Raw genomic sequence first — 14,775 nt, forward strand, 5'->3', positions numbered from 1 at the left:
CAGCCGGACTTGACCCAGATCGTGAAGCGCCCGGTCCACGTTTCGGCGCGTCGCGACCGGATGCGGAAGTTGTGCCGCTCCGGCGGCACGGCGACGGCGCCGTCCATCGCTGTCCCGCCGGTCGGGGTCGCGCAGCAGCAGCGTGCGGTCGGGCCCGATGGGCGGCAGCGCCCGCGGTCCCGGCGGCCAGCCTTCGCAGGCCCACGAGTAGTAGGGTCCGACGAGTGGGCGAAGGCGGTAGCGTTCAATCCTGTTCGCCTACTCGTCGGACCCAGGGTACGTCGGCACGGCGGCGTGGCCGTCCCCACCAACCGGGCATACTGGCAGTTCCACGCTACCCCGAGGGGAGGACGACGTGACCTCCGGACCCTTCCCGCCGCCCGCGGCGCCTGGGCGTCGCATGGCCGCCGAGATCGCCGAGCAGCCCGAGGTGTGGGAGCGGCTGCTCCGCGGCGGCCAAGCCGACGTCCAGGCCGCGGTCAGGCGCATCCGGGAGCACCGCCCCCGCTTCGTGCTCTTTGTCGCCCGCGGCACCAGCGACAACGCGGCGCTCTACGCGAAGTACCTGGTCGAGATCCTGGTCGAGCTGCCGGCCGGCCTGGTGTCGCCGTCCACCATGACCACCTACGGCGCCCGCCCTGACCTGACCGGCGTGCTCATGGTCGGCGTGAGCCAGTCGGGCGGCTCGCCCGACCTGGTGCACTCCATGTCGCTGGCCCGGGAGCAGGGCGCGCTCACCCTGGCCGTGACCAACGCGCCCGGGTCGCCGCTGGCCCAGGCCGCCGAGCTCCACGTCGACGTGCTCGCCGGGCCCGAGCGGGCCGTGGCCGCCACCAAGTCCTACACCGCCCAGCTGCTCGCGCTCTACCTGGTGGTGGACGGGTGGCGTGGCGGCGCCTGCGAAGGGTGCGACCGGCTGCCCGGGCTGGGGCGGCGCGTGCTCGGCAACGGCGAGGTGGTCGCCGACCTGGCCGAGCGCTACCGGTTCGCCACCCGCCTGGTGACGACCGCCCGGGGATACTCCTACGCGACCGTATGCGAGGCGGCCCTCAAGCTCATGGAGACGTCCTACCTTTCCGCCCAGGCGTTCTCAGGTGCGGACCTGCTGCACGGGCCGCTGGCCATGATCGACCCGCAGGTGCCGGTGCTGGCGGTCATGGCCAGCGGGGTCGGCGGCGACGCCATGGGGCAGGTCCTCGCCAAGCTGCGCGAGGTGGGCGCCGACCTGTTCGTGGTCGGCAGCCCGGACGCGGTGGCCAAGGCCACGGTCGGGGTCGAGCTGCCCGCAGGTGTGCCCGAGGAGCTCTCGCCCCTGCTCGAGATCCTGCCGTTCCAGCAGCTCGCGCGGGACCTCGCGATCGCCCGGGGTGGCGATCCGGACGCCCCCCGGGGTCTCGAGAAGGTCACTGAGACGCTCTGATGTCCCGCGCCCGGCCGCCCGGCCCTGCTCGCCTCGCTGAGCTATCTGGCCTCGCTGAGCTATCTGGAAGGTGTCCGAATGGACATTCCGGCGGGGCGCAGTAGGCTGCACGGGCGGGAACGGATCCCGAACCCGAAGGGGAACGCATCCCGAAGGGGAACGCATCCCGAGAATGGATCCCGAAGGGAGTGAGGGCGTTGGCTGGCAGCACGGTGAGCAAGGTGGTCCGCACGGCGTCGGCGGTCGCGGCCGTGATGCTGCTGGCCGCCGGCTGTGCCACCACCGACAGCGGCTCGGGCGGCGGCGGAGGCGGTGGCGAGGGCGCCGGCAAGATCGCCCTGCTGCTGCCGGAGTCGAAGACCACTCGCTACGAGCAGCAGGACCGCCCGAACTTCGAGCGCAAGGTGAAGGAGCTCTGCTCAGGCTGCAGCGTGATCTACAACAACGCCAACCAGGATTCGGCCAAGCAGCAGCAGCAGGCCGAGGCGGCCATCACCAACGGCGCCAAGGTGATCGTGATCTCCGCCGTGGACGTGAAGTCCGCAGCCGGCATCGTGCAGCGCGCCAAGCAGTCCAAGGTTGCCGTGATCAGCTACGGCCGCCTGGTCAGCGACGCCGACCTCGACTACTACGTGTCGATCGACCCCTACAAGGTCGGCCAGCAGCAGGGCCAGTCCCTACTGGACGCGCTGAAGCAGGCCGGCAAGGCCAAACCGACGGTGGTGATGATCAACGGCGCCCCGACCGACAGCAACGCCGGGCCGTACAAGAAGGGCGCGCACAGCGTGCTCGACCCCGCCGGCGTCAAGGTCGCCAAGGAGTACGACACCCCCGACTGGAGCCCGGACAAGGCCCAGCGGCAGATGGAGCAGGCCATCACCAGCCTCGGCCCCGACGGGTTCGACGGCGTCTACGTGGCCAACGACGGCATGGCCGGCGGCGTGATCGCGGCGATGAAGGGCGCCCAGATCGACCCGGCCAAGCGGCCGGTCACCGGCCAGGACGCGGAGGTCGCGGCCATCCAGCGGATCCTCGTCAACCAGCAGCTCATGACCGTCTACCAGCCGATCAAGAAGATCGCGGAGACCTCCGCGGAGCTGGCGGTCGCGCTCGCCACGGGCAAGACGCCCCCAGACATCGCCAAGAGCAAGGTCAACAACGGCAGCGAGGAGGTGCCTTCGGCGCTGCTGGACACCGTCGTGGTGACCAAGGACAACATCAAGGACACAGTCGTCGCCGACGGCTTTCTCACCGCCGAGCAGATCTGCACCGGTGCCTACGCGCAGGCCTGCCTGGCCGCCAAGATCACCAGCTGACTCATCCGGCCGAGCGCTGCGCCCGGGCCGCGGAGGTGGTGCGCTGGATCGGGGTGGTGAGGCCCGGGTGGGGCTTGCGGGGGATGGCCACCCGCGAGGCCAGCGGCGGCGCCGCCTTCACGGCCCACGGCACGGCGTCGGGCAGCAGCACGTGGAACGCGGCCCCACCGCCGGGCCGCTCCCCCACCCAGGCCCGGCCGCCGTGGAGCTGGGCGAAGCGCGCGACGAGCGACAGCCCGATGCCGACCCCGGGGGCGACCCCGGGGTCGCCCCGCCGGAACGGCTCGAAGATGGTGCCGGCCAGCTCGGGCGGCACGCCCGGGCCGCAGTCCTCGACGACCAGCTCGAGGTCGGGACCGACGGCGGCGGCCCGGATCCACACCGGCGTGCCCGCCGGCGTGTGCCGCACCGTGTTGATGAGCAGGTTCTCGATGATGCGCTCGACCTTGGGCCCGTCGACGTCGGCGGTCAGCTCGCCGATCCCCACCGAGACGGGCCAGCCCTCAAGCAGGTCCACCTCCCGGACGACCCGCCGCACCAGCTCGCCGATGTCGATCCGGGAGCGGTTGGGCTCGAGCACGCCCTGCTCGAGCCGGTTCAGGTCGAGCAGGTCGGTCAGGAGCCGGTCGAGCTTGTGGGCCTTGTCCACCAGCATCCCGAGCAGCTCCATGCCCTTGTCGCGGGGCAGCTCCATCCTGGTCCGCTCGAGGGTGAGGGCCACCCCGAGGATCGCGGTCAGCGGGTTGCGCAGGTCGTGGGAGACCGCACGCAGGAATGTGTCCTTCATCTGGTCGGCGGCGCGCAGGCCTTCGGCGGCCGTCTGCCCGCGGGCCAGTGCCAGCCCGAGCTCCGCCTCCCGCTCCGACAGCTCCACCACCGTCCGTTCCATCCGCTGGTTCAGCTGCCGGTTCTCCACGAACATCGCGAGCTGGCGCAGGACCACCAGGGCGATGACGGTCACGCTGTCCCAGAACAGGAACGCGTCGATGGCGCCGTTGCGGGCCTGCGCGGCGCAGATGGTCACGATGGCGGCGGCCACCGCGGCGTAGGGCAGGCAGATGCGGGCCAGCGAGCCGCGCTCGTCGATGTCGGGGCTGATCCTGGCCTCGGCGGGCCGCAGCGCGCTCAGCATGAGCAGCAGGTACCCGACCACCCAGCCGGTGTCGAGCACGTTGCCGTTGCCGTACAGGTCGCGCTGGGTCAGGTACAGGAACGTCGAGTCGGCCACGGCCAAGGCCAGCACCGCCATGGCGATCAAGGTCAGCGGGACCACGCCGCGGCCGCGCGAGCGGGCCAGCACGGCCAGCGCGATCGCGCCGGTGACGATGTCGCCCAACGGGTAGGCCAGGCCGACCGCACGCTCGGCGACCGTCAGGTCCGTCGCGGAGTACACCATGTCGCCGATGGTCCCCCAGCTCACCGCCAGCAGGCAGGCGGCGATGAGCAGCCCGTCGAGCAGGGTTCGCAGGCGGGCGGCGGCCAGCACGGGCGCGGTCGGGAAGGCGAGCACGCCGGCCGCGGCCAGCGGCATGGCGCTGAGGTAGGCGACGTCGGCCCAGGACGGGAACGGCACCTCGATCCCGAGCCCGAACTGGTACCAGGTCCACAGCACACCCCCGATGCCCCAGGCGAAGGCCGACAGTCCCAGCAGCCACCAGGCCCGGCGCATCGACATCGTCCAGGCTCGGCCGAGCCCCGACGGCCCCCGCCGGGCGGCGGCGAAGCAGGCCAGCGCGGCCGCCCACGCGGCCAGCACCGAGCCGACGTCGTCGACCGCGGAGCTGACCTGAGGCCCACCCACCTCCCGGCCGACCCAGACCGCGAAGGCAGTCGCCGCCGCGGCGGAGGCGAGCACGGCGAGGCGGAAGCGGCGCTGGTCCCTGGCCACGTCCCGGCCGCCAACCCGGGCCGTCACCGCCCGGCTCCCAAGGGGTGGCCGGCGCGGGCCGCGCGCCAGGCTGACGCCCGGCCGGCCACCGCCGCGGTGGTACCGACCCTACCGCTGGGAACGCTCACGCTGGCCTCGTAGAGATCCTCCAGGTTGGCAAGGGGGGCCGTGAAACGGGACCAATGGGTCACGAGGGTTTTCTACGATACACGAGCAGGAGCGAACTTTCGCATACCCCTTGGGCGGTGGCCGGCATCCGCAGCCTCCTGCTCTACACGATCGACCGGAGCGGGCAGGCCGCGCGATCGACCGAAGCGGGCAGATCTGCCGCGCGCCGACCGGGCAGAGGCTCTCGGCCGGCTTCCTGCGCCGCGCGGTCGACTGAGGCGCGCCGGGCCCCGATCGCCTGAGGGGTCGCGACAGTCGGCTGCACGGTTCGGAGCCGGTCACTTTGGGTAGGCGAGGCCAGGAACGTGGCCTCCACGGCCCGGTCCCCCATGGAGGAGGGAGACGTTTGACCGTACGCCGGCAGTTCACCGGGCGGCTCGACGAGATGCCCGCCGTACGGCAGTTCGTGAGCAGCGCCCTGCTGCGCGACACCGATTCCTACGAGACGGCCCGGCTGCTCGTTGACGAGGCGATCACCAACCCCCTGCTGCACTCGGCCGCCTGCGACGCCAACCGGACGTTCCAGGTGAGCATCGCGTTCGAGCCGGACCTGCTCCACGTCGAGGTCCGCGACGCCGGCGCGCCTTTCCCGCTCAGGCGCGACGGCCGGCGCATCGACTCGATCGCTGGCCGCAGCCTCGAGCTGTTCGACGAGCTCGCCGCCGACTGGGACAGCACCAGCGTGACCAGCGGCCACCTCGTCTGGTTCGAGGTCACGGTGTGATCAGCGGATGTGTCTGCGGCAGTCGCCGGGTGCATCTGAGGCGATCGCCGCCAGAGCAAGCTCCCCACATCGAACGAGGACGCCGCGTCAGAAGCGGACGGGGAGGGTGGCGAGGCCCCGCAGGGTGACCGTGTCGCGCCAGGTCGGCTCCTCGGTGCCGAGGGCGAGGCCGGGGAGGCGGCGCAGCACGGCGGCCAGCGCGACCTGGGTCTCGATCCGGGCCAGGGGCGCGCCCAGGCAGAAGTGGATGCCACCACCGAAGGCGACGTGCCGGTTGGGCGAGCGGGCCAGGTCGAGCCGGTCGGGGTCGGCGAACTGGGCCGGGTCCCGGTTGGCCGCGCCGAGCGCGGCGATCACGGTCTCGCCTTCGCGCACGAGCTGACCGCCGACCTCCAGGCCGGAGGTGGCGTGCCTGCTGGTCAGCTGCACCGGGCTGTCGTAGCGGAGCAGCTCCTCGACCGCGCTGGCGGCCAGGCCGGGGTCGGCAGCCAGGCGGGCCCGCTCGGCGGGGTGGGCGAGCAGTGCGAGGGTGCCGTTGGCGATCAGGTTGACGGTCGTCTCGTGCCCGGCCACGAGCAGCAGCGTGCACATCGAGATCAGCTCCTGCGCGCTGAGCCGGTGTCCCTCGTCCTCGGCGGCCACGAGCGCGGTGAGCAGGTCGCCGGCCGGGTGCGCGCGCCGCTCGGCGACCAGGTCGCCCAGGTAGCCGCGGAGCGCCGCGCGCGCCTGCAGCGCCCGCTCCATCACGTCCTCGGCCACCAGCGGGTCGAGCAGGTGCACGAGCGCGCCCGACCAGTCCCGGAACCGCGTCTGGTCGGCCGGCGGGACCCCGAGCAGCTCGCAGATCACGGTCACCGGCAGCGGATAGGCGAGGTCCTCGACCACGTCCATCTCCCCTGCACCGGCCACCCGGTCGAGCAGCTCCTCGACCAGCTCCTCGACCCGGGCCCGGAGCCGGCCGATGGCCGTCGGGGTGAACGCCTTGTTGACCAGCGTCCGCAGCCGGGTGTGGTCGGGCGGGTCGACGAACAGCATCGACGGGGCGCCGTCCTCCCACAGGTCCGCGCCGTCGTTGCCGCGCTGGAGGAGCTGGTACTGCGCTGACCGGCGCGGGTCGCGGCTCATGCGCGGGTCGCGGAGCACGGCCACCACGTCGGCGTAGCGGGTGAGCACCCAGAAGCCGGGCCCGTTGCGGTGGACGGGGTCCTCGGCCCGTAGCCGGTGGTAGAGCGGGTAGGGATCCGCATGGACCTCGGGCAGGAAGGGGTTGAACTCGAGCGCTGGCGTCGTCCCGGTCATGCGCGACCTCCGCTGGTGGGTGCCGTACCCAGGATACGGCGGCCAGCCACGTCGATCCCGGTAGCCGAGCGCTGGCCGGGGGCGAGGCGAACGCTGCCGGGTCGACGCGTTCCCGTGCTCGGGGCCGCGTTCCCGTGCTCGGGGCCGGCCACGGCTACCACGCCGCCTGATTCTTGACTGACGAGTCAGTTAGATAGATCCTGAGGGCGCCGGTCGAGCAGCGGCGTCGCGGTCAGGACCTGCCTCCTCAGGGGTCGTGCGCCCCCGGCATGGGTACTCGAGCGGGGCTCTCGTCTCGGAGAGATCTCAGGAGGCAGCATGCGGGAGTACGACGCCATCGTCGTCGGCGGCGGCCACAACGGGCTTGTCGCGGCCGCCTACCTGGCCAGGGCGGGCCTGTCGACGTTGGTCTGCGAGGCGCGCCACGTGGTCGGCGGCGCCGCCGTCACCGAGCAGCCCTTCGGTCCCGGCTACCAGGTGACGTCGCTCTCCTACGTGGTCAGCCTGCTGCCGCCGGCGCTGGTGCGCGACCTCGACCTGGCCAGGCACGGCTACGAGGTCTACCCCCAGGGCCCCTATTTCGTGGCCTACCCGGACGGGCGCTACCTGCAGCTGCCCGACGACCCGGCCAGGCGTCGGGCCGAGATCTCGAAGTTCTCGCTGGCCGACGCCGCCGCGATGGAGCGCTGGGACGCCTGGATGGGCGGCCTGGCCGCGGTCCTCGGCCCCCTGCTGTCGGAGGTCCCGCCCCGGCTCGGGTCCCACCGGCCGGCCGAGCTGGCCAGGCAGGCGCGGCTGGCCTGGCGCCTGCGCTCACTCGACGAGCGCCGGGTGGCCGACACGACCCGGCTGTTCACCATGAGCATCGCCGACCTGCTCGACGACTTCTTCGAGTCGCCCGAACTCCAGGGCGTGCTGAGCGTCAGCGGGGTGATCGGCACCTGGGCCGGGCCGCGCTCCCCCGGCACCGCCTACGTCATGGCCCACCACCACATCGGCGACGTGGGCGACGGGAAGCTGGGCGGCTGGGGCTTCCCCAAGGGCGGGATGGGCGGGGTCACGCAGGCGCTGGCCGGTGCGGCCCGCTCCTTCGGGGCGGAGGTGCGCACCTCCGCCCCAGTGGGCCGGATCACCACCCGGCACGGCCGGGTCACCGGCGTGGTGCTCGAGGGCGGCGAGGAGCTGCGTTCGGGCCTGGTGGTGACCACCACCCACCCGAAGATCGCGTTCCTGCGCCACCTCGACCCGCGCGAGCTGCCGGCCGACTTCGTCGCCGACATCGAGCGCTGGAAGACCCGAAGCGGGACCGTCAAGGTCAACCTCGCGGTCGACCGGCTGCCCGAGTTCGCCGCCAAGCCCGGCTTCGACCCGGAGGTCCACGGCGGCACGATCGTGCTCGCCCAGTCCCTCGACGACGTCGAAGGGGCCTTCCAGGACGCGGTGGCCGGGCGGCCCTCGGCCAAGCCGTTCGCCGACATCTGCATCCCGTCGGTGTTCGACACGACCCTCTGCCCCGAGGGCCACCACGTCGTCTCGATGTTCACCCAGTGGGTGCCTCACGAGTGGGCCGGCAAGCCCATGGACTCCGAGCTGGAGGGCCACGCCGACCGGGTGGTCGCCCGCGTCGAGGAGCTCGCGCCCGGGTTCACCAGCTCGATCCTGCACCGGCAGGTGATCGGGCCCTACCAGATGGAGCACGAGTACGGCCTGGTCGGCGGCAACATCTTCCACGGCGAGCTGTCGGCCAGCCAGCTGTTCCACACCCGCCCGGCCGCCGGGTACGCCGACTTCCGCACCCCGGTCCGCGGCCTCTACCAGGCCAGCTCGGCCACGCACGGCGGCGGCGGGGTGACCGGCATCCCGGGCCGCAACGCGGTGGCCCAGATCCGCGGCGACCTGCGCCGGGCCCGGCTGGGACACCGCAAGGCCCGCCTGCCCCTCCGCTGAGCCCGCCAGCCGCGCCTCACCCCGGGGACGCGGGCGGCGCCGTGCAGCGACCCGTCCCAGTCCATGCCGGCGGCTCCTTACCGTGCCCGGGCGGGCACGGGCGCGCCCCAGGCGGCCTGGCCGGGGGGCGGCGGGGCGAGCCCCAGCTCGGCCGCTGCCGCGACCCGCACCCAGTCGAGCATCTGCTGCCTGGACAGCACGCCGGTGTGGACGGTGACCTGGACCGCGAGGCCGTCGAGGAGGGCGGCCAGCCGCCAGGCGGCCCCGCTCGGGTCGGGGCAGGCGAACTCCCCCGCCGCGACCCCGTCGCCGATCACCCCTGCGATCGTCTCCTTCCAGCGCAGGTCGAGCTCGCGCGAGACCCGCCGCAGCTCGGGGCTGCGCAGCGCCTGGCTCCAGGCGTCGATCCACATGACCCAGGCGTCGCTGCCGCCCGGCGCGTAGAGCCGGAACACCCGGTCGAGCCGGTCCAGGGCGGTGTGGTCCCCGGCGGCCGCCACCGCGAGCTGGTCCAGGTCGGCCTGGGCCGCGTGGCGGAACGCCTCGCTGAGCAGGTTGTCCTTCGACGCGAAGTGGTAGAAGACCAGGCCGCTGGACACTCCGAGGGCGGCGGCCACATCTCCGACCCTGGTGCTGGAGAAGCCGCGTGCCCGCACCTCACGGCAGGTCGCCCTGAGGATCTCCTCGCGGCGCACGTCCGCCTTGATACGAGCCACGAACCGGGATTCTACCGGGTCGTGCGGCGACCGGCATCTGTCCGCGGCACGTCCCAGCCGATAAACTGACTGGTGAGTCAGTTCAAGAGCTGGAGGCCCGATGACCCAGCCCGCAGCCGCCTCGCCCCTGACCGCGACCGACCTCCACGACAGCCTGCTCCCGTTCGGCCAGAGCCGCATGCTCCCCCGGGCCGCCTACGTCTCCGAGGCGGTCCTCGCCTGGGAGCTCGAGCACCTGTTCGCCGGGTCCTGGACGTGCGTCGGATGGGCCGGCTGGCTGGCCCGGCCGGGCAGCCTGCGCGCGGTCCAGGTGGGCCCGGCCGGGGTGCTGCTCGTCCGGGGCGGCGACGGCGAGCTGCGCGCGTTCGCCAACGTCTGCCGGCACCGCGGGCACGAGCTGCTGGGCCCGGTCTCGCTCGCTTCAGGCAAGCCGGACAAGCAGCGCTCACGGCGGTCGATCGTCTGCCCCTACCACGCCTGGAACTACGCCCTGGACGGCTCGCTGCGCGCGGCCCCCGGCTTCCGCGACCTCCCCGGCTTCGACCCGGCCGAGTGGGGGCTGCTGCCGCTCCCGGTCCAGGTGTGGCACGGCCTCGCCTTCGTCAACGCCTCGGGCGACGCCCCGCCCCTGGCCGAGCAGGCCGGCGAGCTCGACGACCTGGTCGCCCCCTACCGGCTCGCCGACCTGGTCCCGCTCGGCGAGCACACCTACCTGCTCGCGGCGAACTGGAAGGTGGTGTGCGAGAACTACCACGAGTGCTACCACTGCCCGCTCATCCACCCGGAGCTGTGCCGGGTGAGCCCTCCCGACAGCGGCCGCAACTACAGCGGGCAGGCCGGCGCCTGGGTCGGCGGGTCGATGGACCTGCGCGACCACGCCGAGACCATGTCCGCCGACGGGCGCAGCCTGGGCGTGCCCATCCCCGGGCTCGACGGCCAGCGGCTGCGCACCGTGCTGTACCTCGGCGTGCTCCCGAACCTGCTGCTCTCCCTGCACCCCGACTACGTGATGACCCACCTGCTCGAGCCGCTGGGCCCGGCCTCGACCCGGGTCACCTGCAGCTGGTACTTCCCGCGCGAGGCGGCCGAGCGTCCCGGCTTCGACCCCTCGTACGCGACGGCCTTCTGGGACACCACCAACCGGCAGGACTGGGCGGCGTGCGAGTCGGTGCAGCGCGGCCTGGCCTCCCCCCACTTCCGCCCGGGCCCGATGGCGCCCAGCGAGGACGCGGTCCACCACTTCGTCTCGATGCTGGCCCGCGCCTACCTGGGCACCCGTCCGGGCGGGTAGGGCCCGCTACGCGGTCCCCGTGCCCAGCGGGCCGCGACCTGCTCCACCTCGGCCCGGAAGCGCGCGCCGTCGACGGGCTTGCACACATACCAGGTCGCACCCACCCGCAGGGCCTGCTCGCGGTCCTCCTCCCGCTCCGAGGACGTCAGCACGACCACCGGGAGCGAGCGCAGGGCGGCGTCGGCGCGGATCCGGGCCAGGACCTCGAGCCCGTCGAGCCTCGGGAGCTTGAGGTCGAGCAGCACGAGCTGGGGCAGGGCCTGGCTGTCGAAGCGGCCCCGCCGCAGGTGGTCCAGGGCCTGCTCGCCGGTGCGGGCCACGTCGACGGTGACGCCGGCCAGGTCCTTGAGCGAGCGCCGGATCAGGAAGAGGTGGTCGTCGTCGTCCTCGACCACCAGCACGCGCACCGCCGCCGTGGTCATACCAGTGCCCCCCGGTCGTGCAGGGCCAGGTTCCGGTCCTGCTCGGGCCAGCGGCCGACCAGGTGGCCGGGCAGCACCACCCGCACGTCGGCGCCGCCGTTGCCGCCGCCGGCGCTGCTGCCGCCGCCGGCGCTGCTGCCGACGCCGGCGCTGCTGCCGACGCCGGCGCTGCCGCTGCCGCCGACACCGCTGTTGCCGCCGCCGGCGCTGCTGCCGCTGCCGTCGACGCCGCTGTCGTGGATGGCGGTGCTGCCGGCGCTGCCGTGGATGGCGATGCTGCCGCCGAGCAGCTCGACGATCTTGCGGCAGATGGCCAGCCCCATCCCGGTCCCGGCGCTGGTGGAGGGCCCGTCCAGCCGCTCGAAGACCCCGAACACGCGCTCGCGGTGCTCGGGCGGGATGCCCTTGCCGTCGTCGCGCACGGACAGCTCCAGCGCGCCGTCGGCGCGGGTCGCGGCCTCGATGGTCACGTTGACGTCGGGCCGGCCACCGTGGCGGACGGCGTTCTCGACCAGGTTGGTGAGCAGCTGGCGGAAGCTGACCGGGTTGCTGGCCACGACCGGCAGCCGACCCACGTGGAACCTGGCCGCCGGGTGGGCCACGACCGCCTCGTCGACGATGGTCCCGGCGAGCTCGGCGAGGTCGACCTCGCCGACGTCGCCGCCGAGCCGGCCCACCCGTGACAGGTCGATCAGGTCGTGGATGAGCCGCTGCATGTACAGGGTGCAGTCGGACATGCGCTGGACGTAGTGGTTGCCCTCCTCGCCGAGCACGTCGCCGTAGTCGACCCTCAGGTACTCGAGGTAGCCGAGCAGGGAGACCATGGGGCTCTTGAGGTCGTGCGAGGCGCTGTACATCAGGGTTTCGAGCTCGGCGTTGGTCCGCTCCAGCTCCCGGCTGGCTGCGGCAAGCGCGTCCTCGGCGCGCCTGCGCTCGGTGATGTCGCGGATCACGCCCGAGAACGCCAGGCCCTCGCTGGACCGCCACGCGCCGATCGACAGCTCGACCGGGAACTCGTGGCCGTCGCGGTGCAGCGCGACCAGCTCCACCACGCTGCCGGCCAGCTTGGAGTGGCCGCTCTGCCTGACCCTGGCCAGCCCCTCCTCGTGCAGCGCCCGCAGCCGCTCGGGAATGATCACCGTCAGCGGCCGGCCCAGCACCTCGTCGGCGGCCCAGCCGAACATCTGCTCGGCCCCCTGGTTCCACGAGCGCAGCCGCCCCTCGGCGTCGGCCGACACGATCGCGTCCATGGCCGCACCCGTCACGCCCCGGAACCGCTCCTCGGACGCCCGCAGCGCGTCCTCGGCGCGCCTGCGCTCGATGATCGGGCCGAGCTCGCCGGCCGCCCGTGCGATGCGCTGCAGGCGTCCCGGCTCCCCGACCCGCTCGTAGGCGACGAAGAACTCCAGGACTGCCACGAGCCCGGTCGGGGTCTTGACGGGGACCGCGATCGCCTCGCCGACCCCGCTCCGGCGCGCCGCGGCGCCCCGGTCGAACCGGTCCAGGTCGTCGGCGTCGCGGAGCAGGCACGGCTGGCCGGTCGTCCACACCCGGCCCGGGAGCCCGGCGCCGTACCCGAAGCGGAGCTGCTCGCTGTCGGCGCGGAGCTGGTCGAAGCCGTACCCTTTGGCATACCAGCCGGTGCTGCACACCAGGGCGCCGTCCACCGGCACCCAGGCCTGGCCCATCGCGCACCTGGTGAAGTGGCAGATCGTCTGGACCGCCGCGGTCAGCATCGCGTCGCTGTCGGCGGCCTCGCCCATGATCTTGAGCAGGAACTCGAAGAACCGGCGCTCATGCTCGGAGCGCATGGCCTCGGTCAGGTCCCGCACCACGGCGAGGGCGAGCTGGGGCCGTCCCCGGCCGTCGTGGACCGGCGACAGGTCCCATGCGCCCCAGACGAGCTGCTGGTTGTCGAGCCGCTGGCAGCGCGTGTCGACCAGGTGGCGGTCGAGTCTCTGGCCGAACACCGCCGCCAGCGCGCCGCGGGCGAGCTCGGCGTCGGGCGGGTAGGCGAGCGACCCGAGCGACCGGCCGCGGAGCCCTCCGCTGCCGCACCCGAGCAGCTCCTCGAGCCTGCGGTTGGCGGCGACGACCCAGCCGTTCGGGTCGAGCACGCACGCCGGCAACGGCGCCTGCTCGACGATCGCGATCGACCGGACGTCGCTTGGGGGCACCCGCCACCTGGAGCGCCGCCCTCGCCCAGCGCGCCCACCCATCCACATCGCCATCCCCCCCCACGCCTCCGGACCCGGCCACCCTCCGTGGGTCAGAGGTCCGGATACCGCTAATTGGGCGTCCTTATAGCATCGCGCCGATCGCATGGCGAAACGGCGGGAACGCCCGTCGGCGCCACTCCCGGCGATCTTGACCGCCCGGCACGAAGCCGGCGCCCCGGAAACCGGCCGGCACAGGGCTCGACGCTGCGCGCCGAGCCGGGACCGCGACCGGATCCTCCGCCTGGATGAAGGATGAGTAAGGGGAGTGATGCGGCCTGGGTTAGACGTCTAACCCAGGCCTTCGGCTATCGGAGGGTCTTGGCCCACCGGTCGAGTTCCCCGGTGAGCTGGACGATGATCCCGGGGACCTTGATGTCCAGGATCAGCGCGTCGGCGGTGAGCATCGCCAGCAGCTCCCCGACCCGCTCCACATCGGCCTGGAACGCCTCCCTGGTGACCTCCCTCGGGTCGCTCACGGCTCACCGTCCGCTGGGTCGATCGCGTCCCATCCCGGCGGTGGGCGGTCGACCAGGACCCGCCAGTCCACGTAGTCCGAGCCGGTCGCGCTCTTCCGCTTGCCGAGGTTCTTGACCCCGACCATCTCCCCCAGCTTCGGCTGCAACCGCTTCAAACCGTTCAGGAGGGCCTGGTGGAGCAGCCAGAGGCTCCGGCGCTCCCCGTCGTCGCCTTCCACGACCATGACCCACACGTCCCCGCGGTACTCCGCGTGGGCTTTCACCAGGCGCAGGTAGCGGCCGACGTACGCCTCCCCTCGTGGAGGATCAGGGGCTCGGGCAGGCCCTCGTCCAGCTGCTCCCGGAGGTCGCTCACGCGGATCGCTCCTCGTCGTCGGGCCCCAGGTCGTAGTGGGCTTCCTCCAAGCGCCGCTCGGTCTCGAGGTCTTCCCACCGGCCATCGGGAGATGGCAGGTCCGCCCCTTGAGACAGGACGTGACCGGAATGTGCGTCATGTGACGCCGTTTCGATCCCGGCCAGCTCCTCCTCGGTGGGGATGTGGTCCAGCAGCTCCGTCCGGACCCACTGGCCATCGGTGAGGTTCACGGTCCGGACCGGGGCGAGCCGGACGCCGGCCTGGATCAGGACCTCGCGCTGGGCCACATCGAGGCCGTTGACGCTGAGCACGCGCACGTGCGATGACTGCTCTCGCATCGAAGGCTCACTCCTTCGGTGTCGGGCCGGGGGGCGCTCCAACGCCGCCCCGGCCATCCCTGTATTACACTCGACTCCGTTCCCGCAGGTCAGGGCGTTGCTGGTGCCCTTCGCCCACCGCCCGGAGCCGTACCACCTCGCGTATTACGCCTCCTCGATCGCCACCCCCTTCTCGGCCAGCCAGCCGGCCAGGACG

The 14,775-nt window shown here is 72.9% G+C and carries 13 protein-coding genes; 5 read left to right on the forward strand and 8 right to left on the reverse strand.

Annotated features, from left to right (window positions below):
* The first annotated feature begins 400 nt into the window (after window positions 1-400).
* Both VG276_07175 and VG276_07180 read left to right on the forward strand, forming a co-directional pair.
* The gene (locus VG276_07175; protein ID HEV8649179.1) at window positions 401-1,420 is read left to right on the forward strand and encodes an SIS domain-containing protein; all 1,020 of its coding nucleotides are present in this window, start codon (window positions 401-403) and stop codon (window positions 1,418-1,420) included.
* 254 nt (window positions 1,421-1,674) lie between these two features.
* Entirely contained in the window at window positions 1,675-2,736 is a 1,062-nt protein-coding gene (locus tag VG276_07180; protein ID HEV8649180.1) for a sugar ABC transporter substrate-binding protein, read from the forward strand.
* Between the two features lies 1 nt (window position 2,737).
* Here VG276_07180 and VG276_07185 read toward each other — a convergent pair whose 3' ends face one another.
* Window positions 2,738-4,651, reverse strand: a complete 1,914-nt coding sequence (locus VG276_07185) for an ATP-binding protein (GenBank protein HEV8649181.1) — start codon at window positions 4,649-4,651, stop codon at window positions 2,738-2,740.
* A 487-nt stretch (window positions 4,652-5,138) separates the two neighbouring features.
* Here VG276_07185 and VG276_07190 point away from each other — a divergent pair, with 487 nt between their 5' ends.
* A complete protein-coding gene (locus VG276_07190; protein ID HEV8649182.1) occupies window positions 5,139-5,516 on the forward strand; it encodes an ATP-binding protein in 378 nt (125 codons plus the stop codon).
* A gap of 87 nt (window positions 5,517-5,603) precedes the next feature.
* On the opposite strand, the gene VG276_07195 is transcribed toward VG276_07190, so the two are convergent.
* Window positions 5,604-6,815, reverse strand: a complete 1,212-nt coding sequence (locus VG276_07195; GenBank protein HEV8649183.1) for a cytochrome P450 — start codon at window positions 6,813-6,815, stop codon at window positions 5,604-5,606.
* Between the two features lie 318 nt (window positions 6,816-7,133).
* Between VG276_07195 and VG276_07200 the strand changes: the two genes are divergently transcribed.
* The gene (locus VG276_07200) at window positions 7,134-8,762 is read left to right on the forward strand and encodes an NAD(P)/FAD-dependent oxidoreductase (protein HEV8649184.1); all 1,629 of its coding nucleotides are present in this window, start codon (window positions 7,134-7,136) and stop codon (window positions 8,760-8,762) included.
* A 77-nt stretch (window positions 8,763-8,839) separates the two neighbouring features.
* Here VG276_07200 and VG276_07205 read toward each other — a convergent pair whose 3' ends face one another.
* Window positions 8,840-9,478, reverse strand: a complete 639-nt coding sequence (locus VG276_07205; GenBank protein ID HEV8649185.1) for a TetR family transcriptional regulator C-terminal domain-containing protein — start codon at window positions 9,476-9,478, stop codon at window positions 8,840-8,842.
* 100 nt (window positions 9,479-9,578) lie between these two features.
* On the opposite strand from VG276_07205, the gene VG276_07210 reads away from it, so the two are divergent.
* The gene (locus VG276_07210; GenBank protein ID HEV8649186.1) at window positions 9,579-10,769 is read left to right on the forward strand and encodes an aromatic ring-hydroxylating dioxygenase subunit alpha; all 1,191 of its coding nucleotides are present in this window, start codon (window positions 9,579-9,581) and stop codon (window positions 10,767-10,769) included.
* Here VG276_07210 and VG276_07215 read toward each other — a convergent pair.
* From VG276_07215 to VG276_07235, 5 genes are all read right to left on the reverse strand, one after another.
* On the reverse strand, window positions 10,742-11,191 hold the full coding sequence (locus VG276_07215) for a response regulator (protein HEV8649187.1): 450 nt from the start codon (window positions 11,189-11,191) through the stop codon (window positions 10,742-10,744). The genes VG276_07210 and VG276_07215 overlap by 28 nt on opposite strands.
* Window positions 11,188-13,368, reverse strand: coding sequence for a PAS domain S-box protein (locus tag VG276_07220; protein HEV8649188.1), 2,181 nt, complete (start codon window positions 13,366-13,368; stop codon window positions 11,188-11,190). Before VG276_07220 ends, VG276_07215 begins: the two co-directional genes overlap by 4 nt.
* Window positions 13,369-13,715: 347 nt before the next feature.
* Complete coding sequence (locus VG276_07225; protein HEV8649189.1) at window positions 13,716-13,886, reverse strand: hypothetical protein; 171 nt, start codon at window positions 13,884-13,886, stop codon at window positions 13,716-13,718.
* Window positions 13,883-14,149 carry a hypothetical protein gene (locus tag VG276_07230; GenBank protein ID HEV8649190.1) on the reverse strand — a complete coding sequence of 89 codons (267 nt, stop codon included), beginning with the start codon at window positions 14,147-14,149 and terminating at the stop codon, window positions 13,883-13,885. The genes VG276_07225 and VG276_07230 overlap by 4 nt, the downstream gene beginning before the upstream one ends.
* Window positions 14,150-14,237: 88 nt before the next feature.
* A complete protein-coding gene (locus VG276_07235) occupies window positions 14,238-14,579 on the reverse strand; it encodes a hypothetical protein (protein HEV8649191.1) in 342 nt (113 codons plus the stop codon).
* Window positions 14,580-14,775 lie beyond the last annotated feature (196 nt).

This window comes from Actinomycetes bacterium (genome assembly GCA_036000965.1).
Lineage (GTDB): Bacteria > Actinomycetota > CALGFH01 > CALGFH01 > CALGFH01 > DASYUT01.